At 64.8% G+C, this 26545-nt stretch carries 25 protein-coding genes and 1 pseudogene; 13 read left to right on the top strand and 13 right to left on the bottom strand.

All coding sequences use genetic code 11. The features are described from left to right. The first annotated feature begins 231 nt into the window (after positions 1-231). From mmsA to QNO10_RS03595, 4 genes are all read left to right on the top strand, one after another. Entirely contained in the window at positions 232-1809 is a 1578-nt protein-coding gene (mmsA, locus tag QNO10_RS03610) for a multiple monosaccharide ABC transporter ATP-binding protein (RefSeq protein WP_502864963.1), read from the top strand. Further along, on the top strand, positions 1806-3098 hold the full coding sequence (gene mmsB / locus QNO10_RS03605; RefSeq protein WP_229949547.1) for a multiple monosaccharide ABC transporter permease: 1293 nt from the start codon (positions 1806-1808) through the stop codon (positions 3096-3098). The genes mmsA and mmsB overlap by 4 nt, the downstream gene beginning before the upstream one ends. Before the next feature lie 54 nt (positions 3099-3152). Then, a complete protein-coding gene (locus QNO10_RS03600; protein ID WP_229949545.1) occupies positions 3153-4235 on the top strand; it encodes a substrate-binding domain-containing protein in 1083 nt (360 codons plus the stop codon). Positions 4236-4417: 182 nt separating this feature from the next. Then, entirely contained in the window at positions 4418-5506 is a 1089-nt protein-coding gene (locus QNO10_RS03595; RefSeq protein ID WP_229949544.1) for a Gfo/Idh/MocA family protein, read from the top strand. 150 nt (positions 5507-5656) lie between these two features. Here QNO10_RS03595 and QNO10_RS03590 read toward each other — a convergent pair whose 3' ends face one another. Genes QNO10_RS03590 through QNO10_RS03580 form a run of 3 tightly spaced genes read right to left on the bottom strand, consistent with a single transcriptional unit; the run spans position 5657 to position 7466 of the window. After that, the gene (locus QNO10_RS03590; RefSeq protein WP_229949541.1) at positions 5657-6286 is read right to left on the bottom strand and encodes a DUF3618 domain-containing protein; all 630 of its coding nucleotides are present in this window, start codon (positions 6284-6286) and stop codon (positions 5657-5659) included. Further along, entirely contained in the window at positions 6283-6708 is a 426-nt protein-coding gene (locus QNO10_RS03585; RefSeq protein WP_229949539.1) for a phage holin family protein, read from the bottom strand. Before QNO10_RS03585 ends, QNO10_RS03590 begins: the two co-directional genes overlap by 4 nt. Then, complete coding sequence (locus tag QNO10_RS03580; RefSeq protein ID WP_284162340.1) at positions 6708-7466, bottom strand: hypothetical protein; 759 nt, start codon at positions 7464-7466, stop codon at positions 6708-6710. Before QNO10_RS03580 ends, QNO10_RS03585 begins: the two co-directional genes overlap by 1 nt. A 234-nt stretch (positions 7467-7700) precedes the next feature. Between QNO10_RS03580 and QNO10_RS03575 the strand changes: the two genes are divergently transcribed. The 3 genes and pseudogenes from QNO10_RS03575 to QNO10_RS03565 all read left to right on the top strand — a co-directional run. Beyond that, positions 7701-8234, top strand: a complete 534-nt coding sequence (locus QNO10_RS03575; protein ID WP_229949533.1) for a hypothetical protein — start codon at positions 7701-7703, stop codon at positions 8232-8234. A 6-nt stretch (positions 8235-8240) separates the two neighbouring features. Beyond that, positions 8241-9710 carry a glutamate-cysteine ligase family protein gene (locus QNO10_RS03570; protein ID WP_229949531.1) on the top strand — a complete coding sequence of 490 codons (1470 nt, stop codon included), beginning with the start codon at positions 8241-8243 and terminating at the stop codon, positions 9708-9710. A gap of 232 nt (positions 9711-9942) precedes the next feature. Further along, positions 9943-10335: pseudogene (locus QNO10_RS03565) on the top strand (Hsp20/alpha crystallin family protein); the annotation flags it as partial. A gap of 323 nt (positions 10336-10658) precedes the next feature. Here the strand turns inward: QNO10_RS03565 and QNO10_RS03560 are convergent. The 4 genes from QNO10_RS03560 to QNO10_RS03545 all read right to left on the bottom strand — a co-directional run bounded on the left by QNO10_RS03560 (position 10659) and on the right by QNO10_RS03545 (position 15468). Then, a complete protein-coding gene (locus QNO10_RS03560; protein ID WP_269437853.1) occupies positions 10659-11621 on the bottom strand; it encodes a bile acid:sodium symporter family protein in 963 nt (320 codons plus the stop codon). A 143-nt stretch (positions 11622-11764) separates the two neighbouring features. Further along, positions 11765-13000: an NADP-dependent isocitrate dehydrogenase gene (locus QNO10_RS03555; RefSeq protein WP_283995890.1), complete on the bottom strand. Its 1236-nt coding sequence runs from the start codon at positions 12998-13000 to the stop codon at positions 11765-11767. Positions 13001-13177: 177 nt separating this feature from the next. Further along, positions 13178-14791 carry a bifunctional phosphoribosylaminoimidazolecarboxamide formyltransferase/IMP cyclohydrolase gene (gene purH / locus QNO10_RS03550; RefSeq protein WP_229949528.1) on the bottom strand — a complete coding sequence of 538 codons (1614 nt, stop codon included), beginning with the start codon at positions 14789-14791 and terminating at the stop codon, positions 13178-13180. 224 nt (positions 14792-15015) lie between these two features. Next, entirely contained in the window at positions 15016-15468 is a 453-nt protein-coding gene (locus QNO10_RS03545; protein ID WP_229949527.1) for a hypothetical protein, read from the bottom strand. A 114-nt stretch (positions 15469-15582) separates the two neighbouring features. Between QNO10_RS03545 and QNO10_RS03540 the strand changes: the two genes are divergently transcribed. Then, the gene (locus QNO10_RS03540) at positions 15583-16935 is read left to right on the top strand and encodes an MFS transporter (RefSeq protein ID WP_229949525.1); all 1353 of its coding nucleotides are present in this window, start codon (positions 15583-15585) and stop codon (positions 16933-16935) included. 7 nt (positions 16936-16942) lie between these two features. Here the strand turns inward: QNO10_RS03540 and purN are convergent, their stop codons facing one another. After that, a complete protein-coding gene (gene purN, locus QNO10_RS03535; protein ID WP_229949522.1) occupies positions 16943-17521 on the bottom strand; it encodes a phosphoribosylglycinamide formyltransferase in 579 nt (192 codons plus the stop codon). Positions 17522-17561: 40 nt separating this feature from the next. Here purN and QNO10_RS03530 point away from each other — a divergent pair, with 40 nt between their 5' ends. After that, positions 17562-17987 carry a hypothetical protein gene (locus QNO10_RS03530; protein ID WP_229949521.1) on the top strand — a complete coding sequence of 142 codons (426 nt, stop codon included), beginning with the start codon at positions 17562-17564 and terminating at the stop codon, positions 17985-17987. On the opposite strand, the gene QNO10_RS03525 is transcribed toward QNO10_RS03530, so the two are convergent. Together QNO10_RS03525 and QNO10_RS03520 are read right to left on the bottom strand one after the other, a co-directional pair. Further along, positions 17984-19234: a cell division protein PerM gene (locus QNO10_RS03525; RefSeq protein WP_284162439.1), complete on the bottom strand. Its 1251-nt coding sequence runs from the start codon at positions 19232-19234 to the stop codon at positions 17984-17986. The two genes, QNO10_RS03530 and QNO10_RS03525, sit on opposite strands and share 4 nt — an antisense overlap. A 116-nt stretch (positions 19235-19350) precedes the next feature. Next, positions 19351-20097, bottom strand: coding sequence for a sulfite exporter TauE/SafE family protein (locus QNO10_RS03520; RefSeq protein ID WP_229949516.1), 747 nt, complete (start codon positions 20095-20097; stop codon positions 19351-19353). Between the two features lie 22 nt (positions 20098-20119). Here QNO10_RS03520 and QNO10_RS03515 point away from each other — a divergent pair, with 22 nt between their 5' ends. The 3 genes from QNO10_RS03515 (at position 20120) to QNO10_RS03505 (ending at position 22194) form a co-directional block, all read left to right on the top strand. Next, entirely contained in the window at positions 20120-20755 is a 636-nt protein-coding gene (locus QNO10_RS03515) for a DUF1684 domain-containing protein (protein ID WP_229949512.1), read from the top strand. Positions 20756-20838: 83 nt separating this feature from the next. Next, positions 20839-21387 (top strand): GNAT family N-acetyltransferase, encoded by a 549-nt coding sequence (locus QNO10_RS03510; RefSeq protein ID WP_229949510.1) that lies wholly within the window; start codon positions 20839-20841, stop codon positions 21385-21387. Positions 21388-21399: 12 nt separating this feature from the next. Further along, a complete protein-coding gene (locus QNO10_RS03505) occupies positions 21400-22194 on the top strand; it encodes an MSMEG_6728 family protein (RefSeq protein WP_229949508.1) in 795 nt (264 codons plus the stop codon). Positions 22195-22239: 45 nt separating this feature from the next. Here the strand turns inward: QNO10_RS03505 and QNO10_RS03500 are convergent, their stop codons facing one another. The 3 genes from QNO10_RS03500 to QNO10_RS03490 form a co-directional block, all read right to left on the bottom strand. Further along, entirely contained in the window at positions 22240-22953 is a 714-nt protein-coding gene (locus tag QNO10_RS03500; protein WP_229949506.1) for a hypothetical protein, read from the bottom strand. Positions 22954-23143: 190 nt separating this feature from the next. Further along, the gene (locus QNO10_RS03495) at positions 23144-23752 is read right to left on the bottom strand and encodes a DUF6318 family protein (protein WP_229949504.1); all 609 of its coding nucleotides are present in this window, start codon (positions 23750-23752) and stop codon (positions 23144-23146) included. A gap of 212 nt (positions 23753-23964) precedes the next feature. Next, complete coding sequence (locus QNO10_RS03490) at positions 23965-24678, bottom strand: hypothetical protein (RefSeq protein ID WP_229949501.1); 714 nt, start codon at positions 24676-24678, stop codon at positions 23965-23967. Positions 24679-25014: 336 nt separating this feature from the next. Here QNO10_RS03490 and QNO10_RS03485 point away from each other — a divergent pair, with 336 nt between their 5' ends. Continuing rightward, a complete protein-coding gene (locus tag QNO10_RS03485; protein ID WP_231707606.1) occupies positions 25015-26460 on the top strand; it encodes a stealth family protein in 1446 nt (481 codons plus the stop codon). The last annotated feature ends 85 nt before the right edge of the window (positions 26461-26545 follow it).

The raw sequence follows: 26545 nt of genomic DNA, 5'->3' as shown, positions 1-26545 counted from the left end.
CCTGCCGCGCGGCCGTGGGGCACCCTCCCCCGGACTTCAAAAACTTACCGTCAATCCGGGGGAATGCGTTCAAGACTTGACGGCAGTGCCTGTGACCATGTTAACTTCCTTATCGGCCCACCCTGTGGGCCATATCACGACAAAGAGGTCACACGGAGGCACTCATGCGAGCAGCAGAAGCAGCTCCGGCAGTAGGCGCGCGACGCGCCCCCTGCCACCACGGCAGGGGCAATGCGCATGTCGGGTAGTCCATTCATTCTTGAAATGCACTCCATCACCAAGGAATTCCCTGGAGTCAAAGCCCTCGCAGACGTTTCACTTAACGTCCGTGCCGGTGAAATCCACGCTATCTGCGGTGAAAACGGTGCCGGTAAATCCACCCTGATGAAGGTCCTTTCCGGCGTTTATCCCCACGGCACATACACCGGAGAGATTGTTTTCCAGGGCGAGCCCGTACAGTTCCGGGATATCCGCTCCAGTGAGGCAGCCGGAATTGCCATCATCCACCAGGAACTCGCGCTCATCCCCGAGCTCTCCATTGCGGAGAATATTTTCCTGGGCAATGAACCCACCCGGTTCGGCGTCATCGACTGGGACAAGGTCAACTTCGACACCCTCGACCTGATGGAACGGGTGGGACTGAAGGAAGACCCCACCACCCCCATCAAGGACCTGGGCGTCGGCAAGCAGCAGCTGGTCGAGATCGCCAAGGCCCTGAACAAGAGCGTGCGGCTGCTGATCCTCGACGAGCCCACGGCCGCCCTCAACGAGACGGATTCCCAGCACCTGCTGGGCCTGATGTCCGGACTGCGGGACAAGGGCATCTCCTGCATCATGATCTCGCACAAGCTCAATGAGATTGAGCAGATCGCGGACTCGATCACCATCATCCGCGACGGCCGGTCGGTGGAAACCATCGACGTCGCTGCCGAGGGTGCCGACGAAGACCGCATTATCCGCGGCATGGTTGGACGCTCCCTGGAATCCCGGTTCCCCGACCACACCCCGCAGATCGGTGAAACATTCTTCGAGGTCCGCGGCTGGACCGTGGGTCATCCGACAGTTCCGGACCGCCTGGTCGCCAAGGGCTCCGACTTCCACGTCCGCCGCGGAGAGATCGTTGGATTCGCCGGCCTGATGGGTGCCGGCCGCACCGAACTCGCCCGGTCCATCTTCGGCCGCTCCTACGGCAACTACATTTCCGGCCAGATCATCAAGGACGGCAAGGAGATCACGCTCAAGACCGTCCACTCGGCGATTCGCCACGGCCTGGCTTACGTGACCGAGGACCGCAAGACCCTTGGGCTGAACCTCCTGGATGACATCAAGGCCACCACGGTCTCGGCGGATCTAAAGAAGATCACCCGCGGACTGGTCGTCGACGACGACGCCGAATTCCGCTATGCGGAGGAGTACCGCAGGAGCCTGCACACCAAGGCACCCACCGTGGACGAAGGCGTCTCCAAACTCTCGGGCGGCAACCAGCAGAAGGTTGTCCTGGCGAAGTGGATGTTCACCGACCCGGACCTGCTGATCCTGGACGAGCCGACCCGCGGCATCGATGTGGGTGCCAAATACGAAATCTACGGAATCATCCAGCAGCTCGCGAACCAGGGCAAGGGAATCATCGTGATCTCTTCGGAGCTCCCGGAGCTCCTGGGCCTCTCGGACCGCATCTACACCATCTTCGAAGGTGCCATCACCGGCGAGGTCTCCCAGGCGGAAGCCACCCAGGAGAACCTCATGAGGCTCATGACCTCCCCCGCCCGGAAGCCCGCCGACTACGCCACTCAAGGAACCCTTTCATGAACGCCATCAAACAACTCCTGGGCGGCAACGGCCGTCAATTCGGGATGATCTTCGCCCTGGCCATCCTGGTGGGCCTGTTCCAGGTCCTCACCGGCGGCAAAACCCTGACTCCCACGAACATGATCAACCTGTTCAACGGCAACTCCTACATCCTGATCCTCGCCGTGGGCATGGTCTTCGTGATCATCGCGGGCCACATCGACCTTTCGGTCGGGTCCGTGGCGGCCTTTTCCGGCATCGTTGTCGCCATGGCCATGCGCGACTGGGGCCTGCCCTGGTACATGGGCATCCTCCTCGGCCTGGTGGTCGGCGCGGCCATCGGCGCGTGGCAGGGCTTCTGGGTCGCCTACATCGGCATCCCGGCCTTCATCGTGACGCTGGCCGGCATGCTGATCTTCCGCGGAGCCAACCAGTGGGTCGGCAAGTCCAACACCGTGCCGGTCCCCCGCGAATTCCAGTTCATCGGTGCCGGCTACCTGCCGGAGATCGGCCCGGACACCGGGTACAACAACCTGACCCTGCTGCTTGGCCTGATCCTGTGTGCGGCGGTGGTCTACGGGGAAATGCGCAAGCGCGCCCGCAACGCCAAGCTCGGCACCGGCAACGCACCGACCTGGGTCCCCGTGGTCAAGATCGGCCTGCTTTGCGCCGTCATCCTGTACGCCACGTACCTCTTCGCCACCGGCCGCCCGGGGACCTCTTTCCCGGTCTCGGGCATCATTCTCGGCGTACTGGTCCTCTTCTACGGCTTTGTCTCGAACAAGACCATCTTCGGCCGCCACGTCTACGCCGTGGGCGGCAACCGGCACGCTGCCGAGCTCTCCGGTGTCCAGGGCAAGAAGGTGAACTTCATGGTCATGATGAACATGTCCATCCTGGCCGCGCTGGCCGGCATGATCTTCGTGGCCCGCTCCACTGCCTCCGGTCCGTTTGACGGCACCAACTGGGAACTGGATGCGATTGCCGCGGTCTTCATCGGCGGGGCCGCCGTCTCCGGCGGGGTCGGCACCGTAGTCGGCTCCATCGTCGGCGGCCTGGTGATGGCCGTGCTGAACAACGGCCTGCAGCTGCTCGGCGTCGGCGCTGACCTGACCTCCATCATCAAGGGCCTCGTCCTGCTCCTGGCCGTGGCCCTGGACGTCTACAACAAGACCCAGGGCAAGCCCTCCATCACCGGCCTCCTTATGCGCGGCTTCGGCGGGAACAAGCCCAAGGGCGGCCCCGCCGTCGTGGATGCCACTCCCGAGATGCCCACCGGCACCAAGACCGTCATCTCCACTGGCGCCTAGACCGTTCCACTGACCAGTACGACTCAGTTCACCGCTATCAAGAAAGAGAACATCATGCGTAAATTCGCAAAGTCCTTCGCCGTTGTCGCAACGGTCGCAGCACTGTCGCTGTCCGCCTGCGGCCGCTCCGAGGAAGCCGCTTCCGGCTCCGAAGGGGGCTTCGAGGAAGGCTCGGCCATCGGCGTCGCACTGCCCCAGAAGACCTCCGAGAACTGGGTGCTTGCCGAGACCCTCTTCAATGACGGGCTCAAGGAGGCCGGCTACGAAGGCCAGGTCCAGTTCGCCAACGGCGGCGTTTCCGAGCAGCAGAACCAGATCAGCTCCATGATCACCAACGGGGTCAAGGTCCTGATCGTCGGTGCAATCGACGGCAAGCAGCTCGGCTCGCAGCTGCAGGACGCCAAGGATGCCGGCATCACCGTCATCGCTTACGACCGCCTGCTGACCAACACCGAAAACGTCGACTACTACGTGGCCTACGACAACTTCAAGGTCGGCCAGCTGCAGGGCCAGGCCCTGCTGGACGGACTGAAGGCAAAGAAGCCCGAGGGCCCCTACAACGTCGAACTGCTCGCCGGTTCCCCGGATGATGCCAACGCCCAGGTCTTCTTCGACGGCGCCATGGACGTGCTCCAGCCGGAGATCGACAAGGGCAACCTGAACGTAGTTTCCGGGCAGACCGAGTTCGAGCAGGTTGTTACCCAGGGCTGGAAGGCAGAAAACGCCCAGAAGCGCATGGACACCCTGCTCTCGGGCAACTACTCCTCCGCTGAACTGGACGGCGTGCTCTCCCCCAACGACACCCTGGCCCGCGCCGCACTGACCTCCATCGAGGCCGCCGGCAAGCCGCTTCCGGTAATCACCGGCCAGGACTCCGAGGTTGAGTCCGTGAAGCTGATCATGGAAGGCAAGCAGTACTCCACGATCAATAAGGACACCCGCAACCTGGTGAACCACAGCATCGAGATGGTCAAGAACCTGGCCGCCGGTGAAGACGTGGAGATCAACGACGACGAGAGCTACGACAACGGCACGAAGATTGTTCCGGCCTACCTGCTGGAGCCGGTCATCGTCACGAAGGACAACGCTGCCGAGGCCTACGCCAACGACCCCACGCTCTCCGAGCTGACCAAGTAACTCAGCAAGTACGCAATACCAGCCCTTTCGGGCGGAACGGCCCGGGTTTCCCTTCAGCGGAGACCCGGGCTGTTCCCTTGGCGCACAGTGCCCCGGCAGAGCTCCGGGCAACCCCCTAGGCTCCGGCCTGCGGCAACCATAGAGTAGGGGTACTCCCTGCAACGACGCGGAAGACGAGGACCATGACTGCCGTTCAACACATTCCCACCCCGCCCTGTGTACAGCCGGGAGCGCCCAGCCCCGTACAGTCCACGGGCCGGACCCTGCGCTGGGGCGTAGTCGCCACCGGAAACATCGCCGAGCGTGTCACCGAAGATATTGCCCGGCTCGAGGACGCCGTCCTGCAGGCTGTGAGCTCCCGCCGGCAGGCCTCCGCCGAAGAATTCGCCTCCCGCTTCGGGTTCGCCACCAGCTACTGGGACTCCGACGAGCTCCGCGGCTACGACCACCTGTTCGCGGATCCCGATGTGGACGTTGTGTACATCGCTTCCCCGCACGCGCAGCATTACGCGATTGCCCGCCGTGCGCTGGAGGCCGGCAAGCACGTCTTGTGCGAAAAGTCCCTCACCATCAACGCCCGTGAGGCGGAGGAACTGATCGAACTGGCCCGGTCCCGCAACCTGTTCCTCATGGAGGCGGTCTGGACGCGCTTCCTGCCATGCATCAACCACATCTGGGAGCTGATTGCCTCCGGCGAGCTCGGAGATATCAACTGGGTCCAGGCCGATCTGGGCTTCCCGGCCCCCTATGACCCGGCAAACAGGCTCTGGGACCCGGCGGCTGGCGGCGGAGCGCTGCTGGATCTGACCGTGTATCCGTTGACCTTTGCCCTGGGCGCGCTCGGGTACCCCGAGACCGTCCATGCCGTGGGCAGGATCAACCCCGACGGTGTGGACGCGCAGAACGCTTTGACGCTGGGATATGCCTCCGGCGGGCTGGCCCAGCTCGCCTCTTCGCTGGTCTCCTCCAGCCCGCGTACCGCCGTCATTTCCGGCACGAAGGGCTGGATCCGCACCGGTTCGCCCCTGCATAACCCGGTGGAACTGACCATCGTCCCCCATACGGGCGAGGCGCGGGTAGAGAGATTCCCGCAGGTCGGCAATGGCTACGCCTATGAACTGCGGGAGGTGACCCGCTGCATCCAGCAAGGCCTGGTGGAAAGCCCCACCATGACCTGGGCGGATTCCCTGCGGACCATGCGCCTGTTCGATGCGGTGCGGGCACAAATGGGTGTGCTGTACAGCAACGACGAAGCCGGCGTCCCGCGCTGAGGGTGAGGCGTTGGCACGGAACTAAGCCCGTGGGCATAAGAACCCCGGCAGAAAAACGACGGCGGTGCCACACCCGGGAAGGGTGCGGCACCGCCGTCGCGTAATGCCGTTGTTTAATCCCGTGGACGCGGGGTCCACCGGAGAGTCCGGTTACGCGTTCTTGACGTTCTGCGGAGCGTCAGAGGCGGAATCCTTCACGTCGGAAGCCGCGGCCTGGCCCTCCGACTTTACGGTCTGCGCGGCGTCGGCTGCGGTGGTCTTGATGTTCTCGACCGCTTCCTGCGCCGGCTCCTTTAGGCCCTCTGCCATTTCCTTGGCAGCCCCGGCCAGCTCGTCAGTCATCGGCTGCGCAGCGGTCTTGATGTTGTCCGCAGCGACGCGTTCCTTGTCGCTCGTGGGGATCAACGTTGCTGCCAGCAGACCCGCGCCGAAGGCGATCAGGCCCGCGGCCACAGGGTTACCCTGGGCCTGGTTGGCAAGCTTTGCGGGAGCGCCCTGGACGGCCGAACCGGCAGCGGAGACGCCGTCGGAGACACTGCCACCCATGTTGGAGACGCCGCCGCTGATATTGCTGCCGGTGTTGCTGGCACTGTTACCCATGGAATCGGCCACACCCATCACCTTGTCCTTCACTCCGAATACCTTGTCCTTCATCTTGTCCGTCTGGCGCTGGACGATGTGGGAAGGAGTTACCTTGTCCGCCACCGCGTCCACATTGGTGCCTAGGCGCCGGCGGGTTGCTTCGATGTCGGCGCGGATCTCATCAGGGTTTTCACTCATCGTGTTTCCTCGCTAGGTTTCATGGTCTGGGGGATCTCCTGCAGCGTCTCGGACGTCTGCGGCATGCCCTTGATCTTCTTCATTTCCTTGCGTCCACGGGAGGCCAGGACGGCTGCAACGATGGCCCAGATGACTGCGACGATCACTGCGGACCAGCCGAAGCCGATCGCGGTCGTGCCCAGGGCGTACCACAGGGCAACTGACAGGAAGAGGAGGACGAAGTACCCGGCAACTGCTGCTCCGCCGAACATTCCGGCGCCCTTGCCCGCACGTGTGGCGGACTGCTTCAGTTCGACCTTCGCCAGCTCCACTTCCTGACGCATGAGCGTGGACATGTCCTGCGTTACCTGGCCGAGCAGGTCGCCCAGGGAAGTGGACTCTGCCTTAGCCTGCGCGGGTGTGGGAGGGAGTTCGGTACTCATCAGTGCCGACCACCGCTGTAGGGATCAGCAGCCGGAACACCGGTGGAGGGCGTGGGGGGAAGATTCTGGGCAGACGCAGGACCGGTGCCGGCGGGGCGCACCGGCTCGGTGCCGAACGGGTCGGTGGTACCCACGGTGGGCTGCGCGGCGGGGGCCTCCGGCACGGGCGTAACGGGCGGTACAGCCGGGCCCACATGCTGGCCCTTCGAGTTGGTTCCCTGGCTCGGCACGCCGGCGCTCAGGCCCTTGTTCAGGCGGCCGGCAAGGAAGCCCGCACCGGCTGCAATGGCAAGGAAGGCAACGGGACGCTGGCGGGCGAAGCCCTTGACCTCGTCCAGCAGGGATCCGGGATCGCGGCCGTCGAGCCAGGTGGCTGCGGAGGATGCGCGGCTGGCCGCTTGACCAACGAGGTCGGCGGCCACGCCGGACTGGCCGGACTGCGCCATGGAGTGGAGCTCGTCAGCCATCGAACGCAGCCCTTCGGCGACCTTCTGCTGCTGGGCACCTGCCTGGTCGGTGAGGTCGGAGCGGGCCTGCGTAAAGAGTTCCTTGGCGTTGCCCTTCACTTCAGAGGCAACACCGGCCGCTTCGGTCTTGGCGGTGTCCGCTACCTGAGCGGCGTTGCCCTTGGCCTGCTGGGCGATATCGCCTGCCTGCTGCTTGGCGGCATCGGCCTTTGCCGAAGCCGTCGAATCGCCGGTGCTGCTGGCACCGGATGCGGCATGGCTTCCGTCACGCGGGGTGAAGTTCTCTGTCATCATCGCTCTCTTTCGTCATTGCAACTGCTGATCAAGATCGGATGTTCCGTGCATCGATAATAAGCACACTTAGTTACGAATGTGTAGCGTGTTAGAATTATAAGCGCCCTTGCTATTGGATTCTGTGCGTGGTTTTCTTTTTGCACCGATCAGATGAGACCCGACGACCCCTGTTCGCTGCCGGATATCCGGTACTGAATGCAGCGCTGGTCTCCAAACCACAGGAGCATCACCATGGCGGCACTGACACGCTCTGTCCACGACCTAACGGCTGCAGCTTGGTTCGGAGGTTCCCTGATGGGCGCTGTCGGACTCAACGGTGCGGCAGCGGCAGCGAAGGACCCCACCGAGAGAGCGCGGCTTTCCGCACTGGGCTGGAAGAAGTGGGCCCCGGTACAGGCGGCGGCGATCGGCCTGCACTTCCTGTCAGGACTCGCCCTCATCGGAGACAACAAGGTCCGGGTTTCCGAGCAGGAGGGCGTCGGCCGCCTCACGGCGTACAAAACGGCGGTTACCGTTCTCGCGGCTGTGGTCACACTCTATTCGGGGATCCTGGGCGGGAAGGTTGGAAAGCTCTCCCACGAGGGCAGCCAAGGGGCCACGGAACCCCGGGAGGACGCCTCCAAGGAACTGAAATCGGCGCAGCTCCAGCTGAAAGTCCTGCAGTGGAGCATCCCCGCCCTTTCCGGTGCAGTGATCGTGATGGGCGCGCAGCATGGTGAAATGCAGCGGCCGGCCCGCGTCCTCAAGGGCTTGAAGAAGAAGTAGCCGACCATGGGTGCGGAAGTCACGAGCAGGACCTTCAGCCGGGCGCAGCGGACGGCTTACCGGCAGCGTTTGCTGGAAAACCTTGACCACTTCGCTCATTACCTTTCCACCGCCCAGTTTGCGGACACCGCAAGCATTGGCCTGGAACTCGAGCTGAACCTGACCAACCGCGACTTCTCCCCCGCCCTGCGCAATAAGGCTGTCCTTGAGCGGATCGCCGATCCGGCCTTCCAGACCGAAATCGGCGCCTTCAACATCGAAATGAACCACCCCGCCATGTCGGTGGGCCAGTTCGGGTTGAAGGAGCTCGAGGACAGCCTGCGGCTGCAGCTGAATCGGGCCGACGAGCGGGCCGCGCAGGAAGCTGCAGACATCATGATGGTGGGAATCCTCCCCACGCTGACTCCGGATTTCATGGACGGCTGGGCATGGCTCAGCAGCGGGCAGCGCTATGCCGCCCTGAACACCTCGGTCCTCCAGGCCCGCGGGGAAGACGTCCTGGTGGACCTATCCGGCCCGGAGCCGCTGTCCTTCTACGCCCAGAACATCGCCCCCGAGGCCGCCTGCACCTCGGTCCAGCTGCATCTGGAGGTCTCTCCGGAGCAGTTTGCACCGGCCTGGAACGCGGCGCAGATGATCGCCGGGCCACAGGTTGCCCTGGCCGCAAATTCGCCTGTCTTCATGGAGCATCTGCTCTGGCACGAAACTCGGATAGAACTCTTCAAGCAGGCCATCGATACCCGGCCGCCGGAGATGCGGAACCAGGGAGTACGCCCGCGGGTCTGGTTCGGCGAACGGTGGATTACCTCGATCTTCGATCTCTTCGAAGAGAACGTGCGCTTTTTCCCTGCCCTCCTGCCGGAGCTCTCGGGCAACGGCTCGGAAGCGACCCCGGCCGGTGCTCCACTGCTGCCCGAACTGCGCCTCCACAACGGCACGGTCTACCGCTGGAACCGCCCTATCTACGACCCCGGCTCCGGAGCACCCAACCTACGCCTGGAAAACCGGGTTCTGCCGGCTGGCCCTTCCGTCCTGGACGTGGTGGCCAACGCGGCGTTCTACTACGGACTGGTCGAGTACCTCCGCACCGCGGACCGGCCGCTCTGGAGCCGCATGGCTTTCAAGACGGCGTCGGATAACTTCCTGAACTGCGCCCGGTACGGACTGGAAGCAACCGTGTACTGGCCGGGGACCGGTGAGATTCCGGTGGCGGAGCTCCTTGTGCGCCACCTGATTCCGCAGGCTGCGGAGGGGCTGAGGGAACTGAAGGTGGATTCGTCGCTGATCGACCGCTACCTGGATGTGGTGACCGAGCGTGCCCGCACCGAGCAGAACGGTGCGGCGTGGCAGATCGCTACGCTGCACAGGCTCGAGGAGTCGGGTCTTAGCCGCCCTGCGGCCCTGACCGAGCTCTCCCGGCTGTATTGGGAGAACATGCACAGCAATGCGGCGGTGCATTCCTGGCCGATCGTCTGACGAAGGAAGCTGATTCTGCAGGAGGAAGCCGCCCGGCGACGAAAACGCCGCCGAAGAAAGTGGGGCAGCCAGGCAGCGGATTCGGACTGTGATCTAGCAGTCAAAACCGGCGAGTGCTAGCGTTTTTTGCATCGTTGAGTTCGGCTGACTCAACCTTTATCGACCCTTTTCCACAGCGGTATTCCAACCTCCGGTACCCCGGTGGGGACCGGTGCAACAGGAGTTGATGACCATGGCGATGAAGTTTGATCCATTCCGTGAGCTGGACCGGATGGCAGGTGCGCTCCTTGATCCGAGGCAGCGGCTGCGGCTGATGCCGATCGACCTGTTCCGCGAAGGCGACCACTACATCCTCAACGCGGACCTTCCGGGAATCGACCCCGGGTCGGTGGATGTGGACGTGGACGGACAGCTGCTCACTATCCGGGCCGAGCGGACCATCCACACCACCGAAGGCGTGACGTGGCTGACCCGGGAACGGGAGAGCGGCAGCTTCCTGCGTCAGCTGAACCTTGGGCAGGGCATCGATATTGATTCCATTTCCGCCAAGTACGAGAACGGCGTGCTGAGCGTGTTCATCCCGGTGAGCGAACGCTCCAAGCCGCGCAAGATCGAAGTGTCCGCCACCTACAAGGACAGCAGCACCATTTCCGGCCAGTCGTCTTCTGAGCCGGCCTCGGTGTCCTCCTCCGGCGGCAGCGGCTCCGGTTCATCGGGATCCGGTTCATCCGGCAGCAGCGGTTCCGCGTCATCCGGCTCGGGTGGTTCCAGCGGGCCGGCGTCCTCGGGCGACCACGGCGCCGGCATCTAGCTGACGGCGGTATTCAGCTGACGCCACTGTCTAGCTGATGCCAGGCGAAACACCTGCAGGCCCCGGGACGGAATGTCCCGGGGCCTGCGGCGTGCCCGGGGCCTGCAGCATGTCCGCCGGGATTCCCGGCGGGCCGGTCAGGCCGAGGGCCGCCGCTGCCAGATGGCGGCCATCAGCGCCCCGGAGACGTTGTGCCAGACCGAGAACACCGCTGCCGGCAGGGCCGCCTCGGGAGCGAAGTACTGCTTGGCCAGTCCCGCCGCCAGTCCTGAGTTCTGCATACCGACCTCGATGGCCATGGTCCGCCGGGAGGGAATCGGCTGGCGGAAGAGTTTTGCGGCACCGTACCCCAGGCCCAGTCCCAGTCCGTTGTGCAGCACCACAGCCAGCAGAATCAGCCAGCCGGCCGTGAAGATGGCTTCGGCACTTCCGGAGACGACTGCAATCACCACGAACGTAATCGCCACAACCGAGATCCACGGCAGGACGGGAAGGACCCGGTCCACCAGCCGCGGCACGAGGTACCGGATCACCAGACCAAGCACAACCGGAATCAGCACGATTTGAACGATCGACAAGGCCATGGAACCGGCGTCGACCGCCATGTACCGCCCGGCAAGCCACAGCGCGAGCATCGGGGTCAGCAGGGGTGCCAGCAGCGTGGAGACAGACGTCATGGCGACGGACAGGGCCACGTTGCCCCGGGCCAGGTACGTCACGACGTTCGACGCCGTGCCGCCCGGTGCGCAGCCGACCAGGATCACGCCGGCGGCCAGTTCGGGGCTGAGCTGGAGCGCCCAGGCGATCCCGAAGCCCAGCAGCGGCATGATCACATACTGCGCCACCACGCCCAGCAGAACGGGCAGCGGCTGCCGGACCACCAGCGCGAAGTCCGGCAGGGTCAGGGTCAACCCCATCCCGAACATAATGAGCATCAGTCCCGGGTTGATAAAGGCGGACAGGCCGGTGAAGGACTGCGGGAAGAACAGTGCCACCGCTCCCCCGGCAACAATCATCAGTGGGAACACGGTGACCGCTATGCGGGCGCTGCGGGCTTCCGCGTTCTTCGCGGAGGGCTGCGCTGTGACGGAGTTCGACATCCCCACATCGTGGCACCGGCACCGCAACGGCGCTATTTGTTACGCCCCCGCTTAACACCGCGGACTACACCCCCGGGGAAACGACGACGGCGCGCCGCCCCGGAAGGGACAGCGCGCCGTCGTCGTGGTGAAGAAACTACCGCTTAGGCGGCAACCTCGGAGCCCAGTCGGGCCTTGAGGTTCTCGTCCAGTGCGGCGAGGAAATCTTCGGTGGTCAGGTACGGCTGGTCCGGTCCGACCAGCAGTGCCAGGTCCTTGGTCATCTTGCCGGATTCGACCGTCTTGATGACTACGTCTTCAAGGGTCTCGGCGAAGCGGATGACCTCGGGGGTGTTGTCCAGCTTGCCGCGGTGCATCAGGCCACGGGTCCACGCGAAGATCGAAGCGATCGGGTTCGTGGAGGTGGGCTTGCCCTGCTGGTGCTGGCGGTAGTGGCGGGTGACCGTACCGTGTGCGGCTTCGGCCTCGACGGTCTTGCCGTCCGGGGTCATCAGCACGGAGGTCATCAGGCCCAGCGAGCCGAAGCCCTGTGCCACGGTGTCGGACTGGACGTCGCCATCGTAGTTCTTGCAGGCCCAGACGTAGCCGCCTTCCCACTTCATCGCGGAGGCAACCATGTCGTCGATCAGGCGGTGCTCGTAGGTGAGGCCGGCTGCTTCGAACTGGTCCTTGAACTCGGCGTCGAAGACTTCCTGGAACAGGTCCTTGAACTGGCCGTCGTAGGCCTTCAGGATCGTGTTCTTGGTGGAGAGGTACACCGGGTAGTTGCGCTGCAGGCCATAGGCGAAGGAAGCGCGGGCGAAGTCCTTGATGGAATCGTTGAAGTTGTACATACCCATGGCGACGCCGCCATCTTCGTTGTACGTAACAACCTGCTGCTTGATTTCTTCGCTGCCGTCGGCAGGCGTGTAGGTCAGCGTCAGGGTACCGGCACCGGGAACTTTGAAGTTGGTGGCCTTGTACTGGTCGCCGTGGGCGTGGCGGCCGATGATGATCGGCTTGTTCCAGCCCGGGACCAGGCGCGGGATGTTGGAGATGATGATCGGTTCGCGGAAGACCACACCGCCGAGGATGTTGCGGATGGTTCCGTTCGGGGAGACCCACATCTTCTTCAGGCCGAATTCCTCGACGCGTGCTTCGTCGGGGGTGATGGTGGCGCACTTGACGCCGACGCCGTGTTCCTTGATGGCGTTGGCGGCATCAATGGTGACCTGGTCATCAGTTGCGTCGCGGTTCTGGATGGAGAGGTCGTAGTACTTCAGGTCGACGTCCAGGTACGGGTTGATCAGGCGATCCTTGATGAACTGCCAGATGATGCGGGTCATCTCGTCGCCGTCGAGCTCTACTACAGAGCCCACAACCTTAATTTTCTCAGCCACACGGTCTCCTTGTGTGTTGGTGGGCACCGGAGCATGTCTTGTGGCATGACGGAACCCGTCTTTTTGGCTTTTATTTGAGTCCAACTATGCCACAGCCCACTATCCGCACCCTAAACAGAGGGACGGCGGATTACCCGTACCGTCCCTCTGTTCCCGCCGTCCACGACGGGTTCTGCGTCAGTGGAAGAAGTGCCGCGCTCCGGTGAAGTACATGGTGATGCCGGCGGCGGCTGCCGCTTCAATCACTTCGTTGTCCCGGATGGACCCGCCGGGCTGCACGACGGCGCGGACGCCGGCGTCGGCGAGGATCTGCAGTCCGTCGGCGAAGGGGAAGAACGCATCGGATGCGGCCACGGAGCCGCGGGCGCGGTCTTCGCCGGCCCCGGCCAGGGTATTGGCGCGTTCGACGGCCAGCCGGCAGGAATCCACCCGGTTCACCTGTCCCATTCCCACACCCACGGCGGCGCCGTTCTTGGCCAGCAGGATGGCGTTGGACTTGGCGGCGCGCACGGCGGACCAGGCAAAGGCGAGGTCCGCCAGCGTGGCTTCGTCCGCTGCTTCGCCCGCGGCAAGGGTCCAGTGTGCCGGGTCATCGCCTTCGGCCTGCAGCCGGTCTGCCTTCTGGAGCAGGACGCCGCCCGAGACCTGGCGGAATTCGGTGTCGCTGCGTCCATAGCCGTCCGGCAGCGCCAGCAGGCGGATGTTCTTCTTGGCCGACAGGATGTCCACGGCTTCCGGCTCGAAGTCCGGTGCAATCACCACTTCCGTGAAAATGTCCTTCACGGTCTGCGCCATGCCCGCCGTCACGGTGCGGTTGGCGGCGATCACCCCGCCGAAGGCCGAAACCGGGTCGCAGGCGTGGGCCTTGGCATGTGCGTCGGCGATCGGGTCCGCGGCGTCGGTGGAGGCAACCGCTATGCCGCACGGGTTGGCGTGCTTGACGACGGCGACTGCCGGTTCGGTGAAATCGAAGGCGGCCCGCAGTGCGGCATCGGCGTCCACGTAGTTGTTATAGGACATGGCCTTGCCGTGCAGCTGGTCGGCCTGGGCGACTCCGGGCCGGGCAGCCTTGTCGACATAGAGCGCAGCATCCTGGTGCGGGTTTTCGCCGTAGCGCAGCACCTCGGCGCGTTCCAGGGCCAGGCCGGTGTAGGCAGGCCAGGTGCTGGCTGCCTCCGTTCCGTCCCCGAACTGCTCTGCCGTCCAGGTGGCGACGGCCGTGTCATAGGCGGCGGTGTGGGCGAACGCTTCGGCGGCCAGCCGGCGTCGTTCCGTAAGATCGAACCCGCCCTCGGCTGCGGCAGTGACAACGTCGGAGTACTTGCCCGGATCCACCACCACGGCCACCGAAGGGTGGTTCTTCGCGGCGGCACGGACCATGGACGGTCCGCCGATATCGATTTGTTCCACGACTTCGTCCTGGTCCGCACCCGAGCGGACGGTCTCCACGAAGGGGTAGAGGTTTACCACCACGAGGTCGAAGGGTTCGATGCCCATCTCCTCCAGCTGGGCCACGTGGTCTTCCCGGCGTCGGTCGGCCAGGATTCCGGCATGGACCCGCGGGTGCAGCGTCTTGACCCGTCCGTCCAGGCATTCGGCGAAACCGGTGACTTCCGAAACCTCGGTGACGGCGATGCCGGCGGCCGCAATCTGTTTCGCGGTGGAGCCGGTGGACACGATGCTGACGCCGGCCGCAGCGAGGCCCCGCGCCAGCTCCGTCAGGCCGGTCTTGTTGTACACCGAGATCAGCGCCCGGCGGATGGGAACACGGTCGGGGACGGGATTGCTCACAACTGACACTCCAAGTGGTCGATGATCGGTGCGCGCAGGCCGTGGGGCCCTGCGAGAAGTTTATGCCCTCATTTTTGGCGGGGTGCCGGGGCGGATGTAACAACCTGTCTTGGGCGGGGCCAGGGCCAGCAATCGACTCTGCACAATTTACCGTTCCCGAAATCGAGTCAGCACGATTTACCGGTTTCCGCCCGGGAAATCGGTAAATTGTGCTGACTCGATTCTCAGGACGGGTATCCGGGACGCCATCCACGGCCCAAAAGCGTACTGCGGATCTTCTCAGCAGTCGCTGGCGCGTTCTGAAGCACGTCCCGCTGCTGCAGGGCGGCGTTGTGGCCCACAATGCCGCGTCGGCGTGGCTGGCCGTACCGGAGCGGGCGAGTGAGGTGCAGCGGTCCTGCCTCGAGGTGGCGCGGCAACCACATGCCCCAGAGGACGGCTGCCGTAGTGTGGCTCGCCACCGTGGGCCCCGGGTCCGGCGCCAGCGGCCGGACGCGGTCCGGCAGGGAACACTCCCGGCCCCGCTGTGCACGCAGACCGTACCCCGCGGCGTCGAATTCCTTCCGACGAAGGCGTGGGGCGGTGATGCCAAGGGCACGGGCCTCGTCGAGAGTGAAGACAGGGCCGGGCAGCACGTTGCGGCGGGGGCCGGGTCTGCCCGGTGGATGTTCAGCCACGGCACCATTTTGGGAGACACCGAAAGCCGCTACCGCGTTATCCACAGGTCTCCCCCGGGTGCATGTATTGTTTTGCCGAACCCACGCACCTCCCTTCCGAAAGGCACCATGCCGATGTCCGTCACCAATGCCCTGCCCACCGGAGACCAGGTGGTCCAAAATCTGCCGTGGCGGTGGAGAGTCCAGGGCAAAATCTTCCTCATCGGCGGCCTCGGTTTTATGTTCGATGCCTGGGACGTCACGCTGAACGGCATCCTGATTCCGCTCCTGTCAAAGGAATGGGATCTGGCTCCCGCACAGGCGGCGTGGATCGGAACGGCCAACCTCTTGGGCATGGCGATCGGTGCCTTTGTCTGGGGTTCCATTGCGGACGCGATCGGCCGGAAGCGGGCCTTTTCCGCGACCCTGCTGGTGTTCTCGATTTTTACGGTGCTCGGCGCCTTTTCCCCGGACATTGTCTGGTTCTGCGTTTTCCGCTTCATGGCGGGCTTTGGTCTGGGCGGCTGCGTGCCGGTGGACTACGCCCTGGTGGGTGAGTTCACGCCCAAGAAGCAGCGCGGGCGCGTGCTGACTGGAATGGACGGGTGGTGGCCCGTGGGCGCCGCACTGTGCGGTGTCACCTCCGCGGTCATCATGGCCACCTTTGCCGATTGGCGCTACACCATGCTGGTTATGGTGATCCCTGCTTTCCTGGTCTTCTGGGTGCGGCGCTCGGTCCCTGAATCTCCGCTCTACCTCGTCAGGAAGGGCCGTACGGAGGAAGCCACCGCGGTAATTGATGATCTGGTGCGTCGCACCGGCGGAACCCAGACCGAATGGACCCTCCCCGAACCGCAGGCCCCCGAGAAGCTGTCCCTGGGCACGATGGGCACCCAGCTCGCGGACCTCTGGCGGTTCAGCACCAAAACCACCATTGCGGCCTGGTCCCTGTTCCTGACCATCCTGCTGGTCTACTACCTGGCCCTGCAGTGGATGCCGAAAATCCTCGTCGACGCCGGGTTCGCCGAATACCGCGCCTTCCTGACCACCTCGGGGATGGCCGCCGTCGGCCTGCTGGGTGTGGTTGCCGCCGCGCTGCTGGTGGAGAAGGTCGGCCGGAAGTGGATCCTTGCGGTCACCGGCCCGCTCTCGGCCGCCATCCTCGTGGTGGTGGCACTGGTGGTGGATGTTCCCACGGCGGCGACGATCTGGCTGCTGGTGTACGGGTTTGTGGTGCAGGTGGCCATCCCGGTGCTCTACGCCTATGTGTCGGAGCTCTACCCCACCCATCTGCGCGGCAGCGGCTTCGGCTGGGCGTCCACCATTTCCCGGATCGGTGCCGGTTTCGGTCCGCTGATCTTCGTGTCGGTGCTTTGGCCTTACCTCGGCCTGCCGATGTCCTTCGCCCTGGCCGGGATCCTGGTCCTGCTGGCCGTGCTGTGGATGGCCCGGTTCGCTCCGGAAACCAAGGGAGCGGCGCTGGACTAGCCGGTGGTTACAGGGACGGCAGGCCCTCGCGGCTGATCCGGTCCAGGGTTTCGATGAGAAGCCGCCGTTCCTGTACCTTAATCCGTTCGTGCAGCGTTTCCTCGGTGTCGCCGTCGAGCACTTCGACGGCGGCCTGGGCCAGGATCGGACCGGTGTCGACGCCGGCGTCGGCCCAATGCACCGTGCAGCCGGTGACCTTCACACCGTAGGCAAGCGCATCACGTACCCCGTGCGCGCCAGGGAAAGACGGCAGCAGGGCCGGGTGAGTGTTCAGGTACCGCCCCTCGAACCTGTTGATGAAATGCTCGTCCACAATCCGCATAAAGCCGGAGGAGAGCACAAGGTCCGGGTCGTAGGAGGCCACCTTCTCGGTGAGCGCCCGGTTCCAGTCCGCCCGGACCGGATATTCCCGGAAGGGAACCACAAAAGTCGGGTAGCCGGCGTCGGCGGCGCGCTGGACCCCGTAGGTGCCGGGGCGGTCCGAGCCCACGGCCGCAACCTCGACGTCGAGCCTTCCCTCCCGGACGGCGTCCAGCACTGCCTGAAGGTTGGAGCCGGTGCCGGACACAAGGACAACGATGCGCATGCGTCAACCATAGGCGGCGGCGTCGCCTAGGGTTAAACCCATGAATGACGGCACGCAGAACCAGACCTCCACCCCGCCCGCGCCCGGCAGCAGCCACGCCGGACCCGAGCAGAAGCGCAGCGCCGTGCAGTACGTGCGCGTGTTCTGGCTGCTGGTCGCGGCCATGCTGCTGAGCAGCAACCTGGTGCTGCCGTGGAAGCTGTTCCCGCTCGCGCTGGGTGTTGCCGCCCTGGTGGTCGGCGTCATTGCCCTGGTCAAGCTGGCGCGGCGCCGGATGGGCCCGGCCATGCCGATTCTCGTCTCCGTCGGCCTGCTGGTCGCGGCCCTCACCACCCTGGGGCTGGCCGGCATGGTCCTGCTCTGGGATGAGACTGCGGCCTACGAGACCTGCATGCGCTCCGCCCTCACCCTTGACGGCGTGGATGCCTGCGAGGCCGAATACCTGCCCTTCCAGCAGATCCGCTAAGCCTCCAGCTTCGGTTCACGCTCGAGCCACGGGCCCACGGCGTAACCGATGACGACGCCGACCGCCACTTCAGCCGCGACCCACAGTCCCAGGCAGAGCGGATCCGGGCCGAGGCCCACAAAGCGTCCGATGCCCAGCGATCCAAGGGCCAGCCATGCCGCGCCGGCGGCGAGCAGTCCGGAGACCAGGCCCACGATCAGCCCGAGCGCCAGCGTCGACACCGGGGCGGTAAACCAACGGGCGCGGATCTTGATGGAGAGCCACTCGTCGAAGTGGTTTTCCCCTTCCCGGAGGAACCACCAGCCGGCGAGGATGCCGGCCAGTACCGGGATCAGCAGCGCCACGTATGCGTATTCCATGTTCCCCACCGGCAGGGCGGCCAGGACCGGGAGCGCGGGCAATGGACCTACCGTGGTTTCCAGCGGGCTGATCATGCTGCCGGTTCCGAGGGAGAAGCCGGCACCCGACGCCCAGCCGAGGGTCCAGACCACGAAGTTGGGCATCAGTCCCAGTTCCACCACGGTGAGCACCACCCCGCCCACCACACCGGCGTCGAGCCGTTCGTAAACCGACGCGATCGCGGCCCAGTTCATCGCCAGCGCTGCCACCAGGAGCACGGCGGAGAGGCCGAGTGCGGCGAGTATGCCCACCGCTCCGGCCCGCAGTGCGGCCCACAAATAGGAGCCAGCCCAGCGGGAATGCTGGCTGGTGCGGGCAATCCAATCCGTCAGGTCCATGCCGATAAGCCGCACCCACGAACCGGCTTCAATCCGGGCGCCCACGATGACCCCCGCACCGGCGGCGATCAGGGGAACCAGGGCTCCGGCTGTCAGGGATATCCGTACGCCGTCGGTGCTGCTGAAGTACGCGGCTGCGGCGCCGAGAAGCGCATACGTTCCCAGAGCGCCCAGCAGCGCCTGCCACAGCTGGTCGGTGTAGCAGGCACGCGCCAGCCGGCGGCCTGCCCGCCAGGACAGGAAGAACGGAACCAGCGTCAGCCCCAGCGGGAAGAAGGAGAGCAGCCCGGAGGCCGGATCCGAACCCAGTTCGCCAGCGGGGAAGCTCAGGGACAGCGGCACACCGTGGATCAGCAGCCAGGCCTGTCCGCCGAGCCGGGCCACGGAGGGGAAGGCCAGATCGGTGAATCCGTGGGTAAGCCACACGCCTGCCAGCGGCAGGAGTACCAGCAGCGCTGATAGCAGCGCGGCCTGGCCCAGTTCGAACGTTCCCTGCAGCCAGAGCGGCATGGGTGGCACGCCCGGCTTCTTCGGCCGCAATAAAATTTTCATCGCTTCTATCGTGCCATCCGGCTTGGTGCAGCCCGCTGAGGTGCCGGCGTGAGTCGGATAACGGCCGGTTGTTCCTAGAGGTCGATCAGGCCCTTGGTGAGGGCGGCGGCGGCACCGATGAACGCAATGACAATCACGGCGAGCCGGGCCTGGTCATCACGGATGAAACGCTGCAGTTTTTCACCTGTGTAGATGCCGCCCACAATCATGAGTCCGATCAGCGCCCATGCCCACGGCTGGAACGGCGGCACCTGTCCCGGGTCCAGCAGCAGCTTGGAGGTCAGGGTGACGATGGCGATGGTGACAAAGAACGGCTGCAGGGTGGCGGCGAACGACCGCTGCGGCCACCGGGACAACAGCGCGTACACGCTCACGGCGGGACCGCCGACGCCGGCCAGCGCGTTCGTGATTCCGGAGGCGAATCCAGCCACGGCTTTGGAGACGTTTCCGGTCAGCACCAGGGAGGTGCGCTGCAGCAGCAGGGAGATGCTCAGGGCTACGAGGACGACGGCGCCCACGGTCACGGCCAGCGGCGCTGCCGGCAGATATACCGCGGCAGCGGAGGCCGGCACGCTGGCAATGACTGCGGGAATGGCCAGCCAGCGGTACATGGACCAGTCCACGTCCCGCCACACGCGGCTCATGATGAGCAGCGAGGAGACCAGTCCGCAGATGTTCACCATCAGCACTCCCCCGTGGGAGCCGAGGATGATCACGAGGAACGGGGAAATCAGGAGCGCGAACCCCAGGCCGGCGATGCGCTGGGCGATGGCACCGATAAAGACGGCGCCTAGCACCACGATGAGGAGTCCGGTAGTCACCCGAACACACTACGCTGGAAGAATGGTATCTTCCGTCACAGCCCTTGCCACCGCCGATTGGCGCCGTAACATGTTCGCCCTTTATGAGCAGGCCAGGCGCGCTGCCGAGGGCATCTCGCCGTCGCACGCCCATGCCCTGTGGGCCACCGGGCGGGACCGTCTCTTCGGCACCCACCCGGCGTCGCCCCTTCCCGAGGACGTGCGGCGCCGCTTCCGCGGGCTGCAGACCGCCCGCTACGATCCCGCGTTCCGGTTCGAGGCCGTGATTGACGACGCCGGCGCCGGGCAGACGATGGAAGTTGCCACCGGGACGGACGGCGTGGTTCCGTTCACCCGGCTTGGCACCGTTGCCGTTGACGGTGTAGGCAGCCTGGCGGTGTGGCATCTCGACACCTACGGCGGCGGGATTTTCATTCCCGTCCGGGACGCCACCTCCGGCAAAGACGGCGGCAGCTACGGCGGCGGGCGCTACCTGCTGGACACCATCAAGGGCGCCAACCTGGGTGCCGGTGAGCTGCCCGGCAGCCTGGTGCTGGACTTCAACTTCCTCTACAACCCGTCCTGTGCCTACGACGAGGCCTGGGCCTGCCCGCTGCCGGGGCCGGACAACACCGTAGCGGCCGCCCTGAACGTCGGCGAGCTGTACGCACGCTACTGAGTTCCTGCTGGACTCCGTCCGGTCTCGCGGCTGGTCTCGCAGCCGGACGGGGTCACGCACCCGCGCGTGCCTATGCTGGAAGGGTGCAAGCTTCCATCTCCTCCGCAACACCTGAAGATGTGCCCGGGCTCGCCGAATTGGCTGCCCTCACCTTTCCGCTGGCCTGCCCGCCGGAAGTAACTCCGGAAGACAGTGCAGCGTTTGTTGCGGCGAATCTTTCCGCCGCACGGTTCACCGGTTTCCTCGCTGACGAGTCCTGCCAGGTGCTGGTGGCCCGGCAGGACGGCAGGCTCCTGGGGTACTGCCTGCTGGTGCTGACACCGCCGTCAGACCCGGAGGTGCTCGACGCGCTGGATCCGGGGCGTCCCTCGGCCGAACTGAGCAAGTTCTATCTGCATCCGGACGTGCACGGAAGCGGGCTGGCGGGGCAGTTGATTGAGGCGGCTGCGGAAGCGGCGGAATCCGGAGGCGCCCGGTCCCTGTGGCTGGGCGTAAACAACCGCAATGTCCGGGCGCAGTCCTTTTACCGCAAATCGGGGTTTCAGACCTCCGGACGCCGATCCTTCCAGGTGGGCGGGCATACCTTCCGGGACCTGATCATGGTCCGGCGGCTTGGCACCGGACCGCAGTGACAGACTAGGCCCGTGCAGACCTTCCTTCCCTATCCGAGTTTCACCCGCAGCGCCGCCGTCTTGGACCAGGCGCGGCTGGGCAAGCAGCGGGTGGAGACACTGCAGCTGCTGCGCGGACTGGTGGTTCCCGACTACGGTTGGCAGCGCCACCCCGCCCTGCTGATGTGGAAGGGCTTCGTGCCGGCGCTCACCGCATACGGGCTGGCCATGACGGACGAGTGGATTGCCCGCGGACATGCCGATACCGTCCGGGAACAGATCCTGGAGTTCGCGCCGGATGCTGCGGCGGCCGACGTCGTCCTTCCGGCCTGGATCGGCGACGAGGAGCTGCACCGCAGCCACCGGTCCAACCTGATCACGAAGTCCCCCGAGGTCTACGGTCCGTTGTTTCCGGATACCGACGGCGGGCTGCCGTATGTCTGGCCCTCCCCTGCCGACGTTCCCGATCCGGTGGATCCGGATCCCAGCGAGGCGCTGTGGGTGGCCCGTGCCGTGCCCGACGGCGATGCTGCCGCGATTGTCCTGCCGATGCTTTCCGTGAAGGGGGCTCCGATCACCGGCAAGAAGGGCCGGCAGCTGGTGCGGCTGTTGGAGGATATGGACGACGGTGATCCGGTGGCTGTCCTTTCTCCTGCAGACAGGAACACACTGCTGTTGGGCCGTGCCGGTCCGGTGGAGCTCGCGAACGATACGGCCGTGCGGCCAGTGAAGCTGACCGGAGAAATTCCCCGCTCTGCGTTCGCGTATCCAGCCGTGCTGCAGGACCCCCGGACGCTCTTTGCGGTGCCGCGGCCTACTTCCGTGTAGCAACTGTCATCGGTCCTGCCCCGCAGCAGGACCTTTTATGGGGACCTAGCAACCCACGCCGTTCGGGTTAACCAGGCAGTTATCCGCGACGCTGCGGGTTTCGGCCCGCCACACGCGCAGGGTCTGCGGTTCGGAGGACACGGCGGCGCGGCCGTCGATGGGAATCATCGGCCCGCCGTTCACCGAGTAGGTTCCGGAGAAATGAACAGTGGCCCCCACCTGGTAATCGCCGCTGGCGGCATATTTATGGCTCGTCCTGGTCTGCTCTCCCCACCGGTCCTGGGACAGCGGCGCGCCCGGCACATTGGTGGGGCCGTAAACGGTGCCGTCGCCGTAGTTCAGTTCGAATTCGGTGGGTGTGGCAACAATCCGCACTGTCTGGTCCAGCAGGACCATCTCGAAAACCTGCTCCGCGGCTTCGACGTAGGCGTTGGTTTCCATCCCGACCAGGGTGTGCGGGCTGGGCTGCAGAACCAGTTTCCCTGCGGCTATCGGCCGTTCCTGGAAGGCAGTGAGGATTTGCTGCTGAATCTGCTCACCGACGTCCAGGGGTTCTTCGGAATAGATGCAGGACGGGGTATCGCTGACCCTCATCCACGTAGCCGGATCAGTGTTCCTCAGGCCGGAAAACCAATAAACCAGCCGGCCGTCTTCGCCTGCCGTGCACGCGTCCTCGTTCCCCGCCAGACAGTCAAGGTACCCAGTCGTATCGTCAAAGCAGACAAGTTCGAAACGGTAGCCACTCGGGTCGTTAGGCATGCCCACCGGCATCGTTGTCCAAACACCCGAGGTTGGGTCCTGTTGAAACCTTGCTCCAGACGTTACTGAATCCTCCTCGAACACTACGTCTTCAACAACTGCCCGGGCAGCGCCACCAGACGCGAACACGAGACCCACCGAGCATAATGCGACAAGAGTAAATCTTCGCCGACGGATCATGATCATCTTCTCAGCCTTTGATGGTTACGACGCTCTCGGCGTACCAGCCGCTTGGGTTGTACCGTGCTTCGATCATCTGTACTACCGGCACCGAGTAACCACCACGCGTGCCGTAAAGGACACCGGGTCCAAAGTAATCCAACGGCTCTTGAACGTTCTGTATCAGCACCTGATAGCGTCCTTCAGGGGTCAGCACGTAGTCCGAATGCACTCCCCGCACCTCGACATGTCCCCCGCGGATCCAGTCCTGATCTTTGTAACCAGATCCAAGCATCTGGTAGAAGTTCTTGCACACGGCGCAGTCCGAGCCGCTGATCGCCCGGATAGGCTCCGCATCTCCGGTTTCAAAACCGTAGTTGATCAGGTCGTACCAATACTTAGCGAACGCCTCCAGGCCCTCCTTCGACTGGACCTTCGCCTCCTCCGGCATCACCGGCAGCGGAACATTCTCCGCCGGCCCCTCGGCCGACGCAGGCTTGTACGTGGCGCTTGGCGTCGGACTTGGTGTCGGCGTCGGTGTGGAAGCCTGGGTCGACGGCGTGTCACCATCCCCCGAATCCCCCGATGCGTCGGTGCACGCCGTCAGGAACAGCATCGGAACCACAACTGCCGCAGCCACAAATCTCAACCGCACGGTACAACGGAGCGCAGTACTTCTGAACATTCGAAAACCCCCAGGAGGTGGGTCGGCTGCGAGACAGGATAAAGCACTCGATCAGGCCATGATAATCAGCCCGCCGCAGGGCCTACCCACTTATCCACATGCCGCCAGAGTGCTCAATAACAGCAAGCTACTTATGGGTTTGTTGAAGGACCCCGGAACCCCGGCCGCTACCGGGCGTTGCGCAGTGACGTCAGCATCTCCTTCAGATCCTGGTATTCCTGCGTCTCCCGGTACTGCTCGGCGCCGTCAAGATAGTCCTCCACAGCTTCCGGCCCGTCCGCAGTTCCGGCAGCATTCCCGTACTCCCCCGCGAACCGGCCGCCGCTGGACTCGGTCAAGGTAAAGAAATCGAACAACCCGCACTGCACCGCCTGGGGCTCTCCGCTCACCACCGCGTAGGTTGCCTGGGCCCCCCAGGGGCCGGACGGCGCCAGGGAACGGTACACAAAACGCTGATCGGTCCCCTGCTTCGACTCCAGTCCCGGCATCGGGACACTCTCGTACTCCTCGTAGGAGGCGGGTTCCGCGGGCGCGGTGCAGCTCAGGTCGGTGATGATACCCGTATCCAGCTGGGCCAGCACCCGGCCGCCGTCGACCACCTGCAGGGAGACGCCGCCCAACGGATCGTTGGCCCGGGACGGCAGCTCGACGACCTCCCAGTCCGACGGGTAGTCAAAGCGCAGGCTGCCGTCCGCCGTCGTGTAACTGGACCATGCATCGGCAGAGTCCGACGACGTCGGCCCGGACTGGGGCGGCGCAGCACAGGATGAGATACTGGTGAGGAGCAATGCTGCCGCGATCAGGGCGCTTTGAGGGGCAAAACTGTTACGCGTGATGGCTTTTCGGGCGGTGCTGCTTCGGGCGGTGTTACGGTATCCCACATCGACTCCCGGAATGTCCGTGTCCGAAATCAATGCTACTGGCGGCCTACAGTTGAGCACATAGCGCCCGGACCTCTCGGGCGCTTCCCGAAGGACCCCGCCGGATGACCGGCAAGCAGCTCCCGTGCAGCGCAGCACTCAACCAGCGCCTGCATTGCGGGCGCCGAACCGTCATAGGAGGTTCCCATTACCGATACAGCCGCCGAACACGATGTCTACTTCGGAGCGCCGGAACCGGATATCGCACCGGAGTCCCTCCAGCCCGCTTCGCCTGCCGTGCTCCACCGGGTGGAGCGACGCCCGAACGTCGCCTTCGTCAAGGGCCGCCTGGCGCTTATGGACACCGGGCTCACACCGCACGAGGCGATGGTGGCGGACCTGCTGTTTATCCGCCGGGTGCTCGACGACGCCGGCATCACGTACCTGCTGGTGCGCGGCAACGACCAGCGTCCGGTCATCGCCGTCGACCTGCGGATGCGAAAGCAGTTGACGAAGGCACTGGTCGAGGCCTGCCGCGACGAGCCCTTCTACGCCCGCACCGTGGATACCAAAAAGAGCCGCACCCTGCTGATTGCCGACGGCAGCCTCTCCGCCAGCGACAAGGCCCGCATCATCCGGGTGTACCGGCCGAGGGCCTTCACCGGTACCAATCTGCTGATCTCGGGTGCAGCCGGTGTGCAGATTGAACTCTGGGACCTGGACGGCGAGAACATCACCCTTCCGGTGGAAAACTCCCTGACCCGCCGCACGCTCCCCGCCTCCGAGGTGGTCCGCGGCACGGTGGAAAAGCACGGCCTGGTCTGGCCGACCATCGAGAACATGTTCGCCGACCACGCCACGGATATCCGGTTCGACATCGATCTGGTCTTCTCCTGGGTGGACGGCAGTTCCCCCGCGTTCCAGGCCGCGCGCGCCGCCCGGATGCAGGGCGCCGTTGTGGGTGAAGGGGATGACCACGAAGCCCGGTTCCGGCAGATCAACGAACTGAAATACGCGCTCCGGTCGGTGCATATGTTCGCACCCTGGATCCGCCGGATCTTCATTGCCTCGGATTCCCCGCGGCCGGACTGGCTGGCTGACCACCCGTCCGTCACCTTCGTTCCGGCGGCGGAGCACTTCAAGGACCCGGGGGTGCTGCCCACCCACAATTCCCAGGCCGTCGAAGCCCAGCTTCAGCACATACCGGGACTCGCGGAGCACTTCCTGTACTCCAATGACGACATGTTCTTCGGCCGGCCGGTTGCCCCGGACATGTTCTTCTCCCCCGGTGGGATTACGAAGTTCATTGAGGCCAACACCCGGATCGGCCTCGGCGCGAACGATCCCGAGCGCAGCGGCTTCGAGAACGCGGCCCGGGTGAACCGGCGCCTGCTCTGGGAACGTTTCGGCAGGGTCACCACCCGCCATCTGGAACACTCGGCCGCTCCCCTGCGCCGCAGCGTCCTGCTGGAAATGGAGGAGGCTTTTCCCGAGGAGTTCGCCGCCACTGCGGCCAGCACATTCCGGGCCAAGGACAACATTTCCGTCACCAATTCGCTCTATCACTACTATGCGCTGCTCACCGGCCGGGCGGTCACGCAGGAGACGGCGAAGGTCCGGTATGTCGACACCACCAGCTACGCGGGCCTGAAGGTGATGGACAGGCTGCTCGCCAAGCGGCACGTGGACATGTTCTGCCTCAACGACGGGAGCTTCCCGGAAGTCCCCGCCGAGGAGCGGACCGCACGCGTGACGGAGTTCCTCGAAAAGTACTTCCCCATCGTGGCTCCGTGGGAGAAGTAGCGGGTTAAACGACGACGGCGCCGGCGCACCGAAGTGCGCCCGCGCCGTCGTTGACTGCTCGTTGACTGCGTTGAGTCGGAACCGG

Origin of the sequence: Arthrobacter sp. zg-Y919, from assembly GCF_030142045.1 — a bacterium.
Lineage (GTDB): Bacteria > Actinomycetota > Actinomycetes > Actinomycetales > Micrococcaceae > Arthrobacter_B.
Note: the sequence above shows the minus strand (reverse complement) of the source record. Positions and strands in the feature narration are given on the sequence as shown.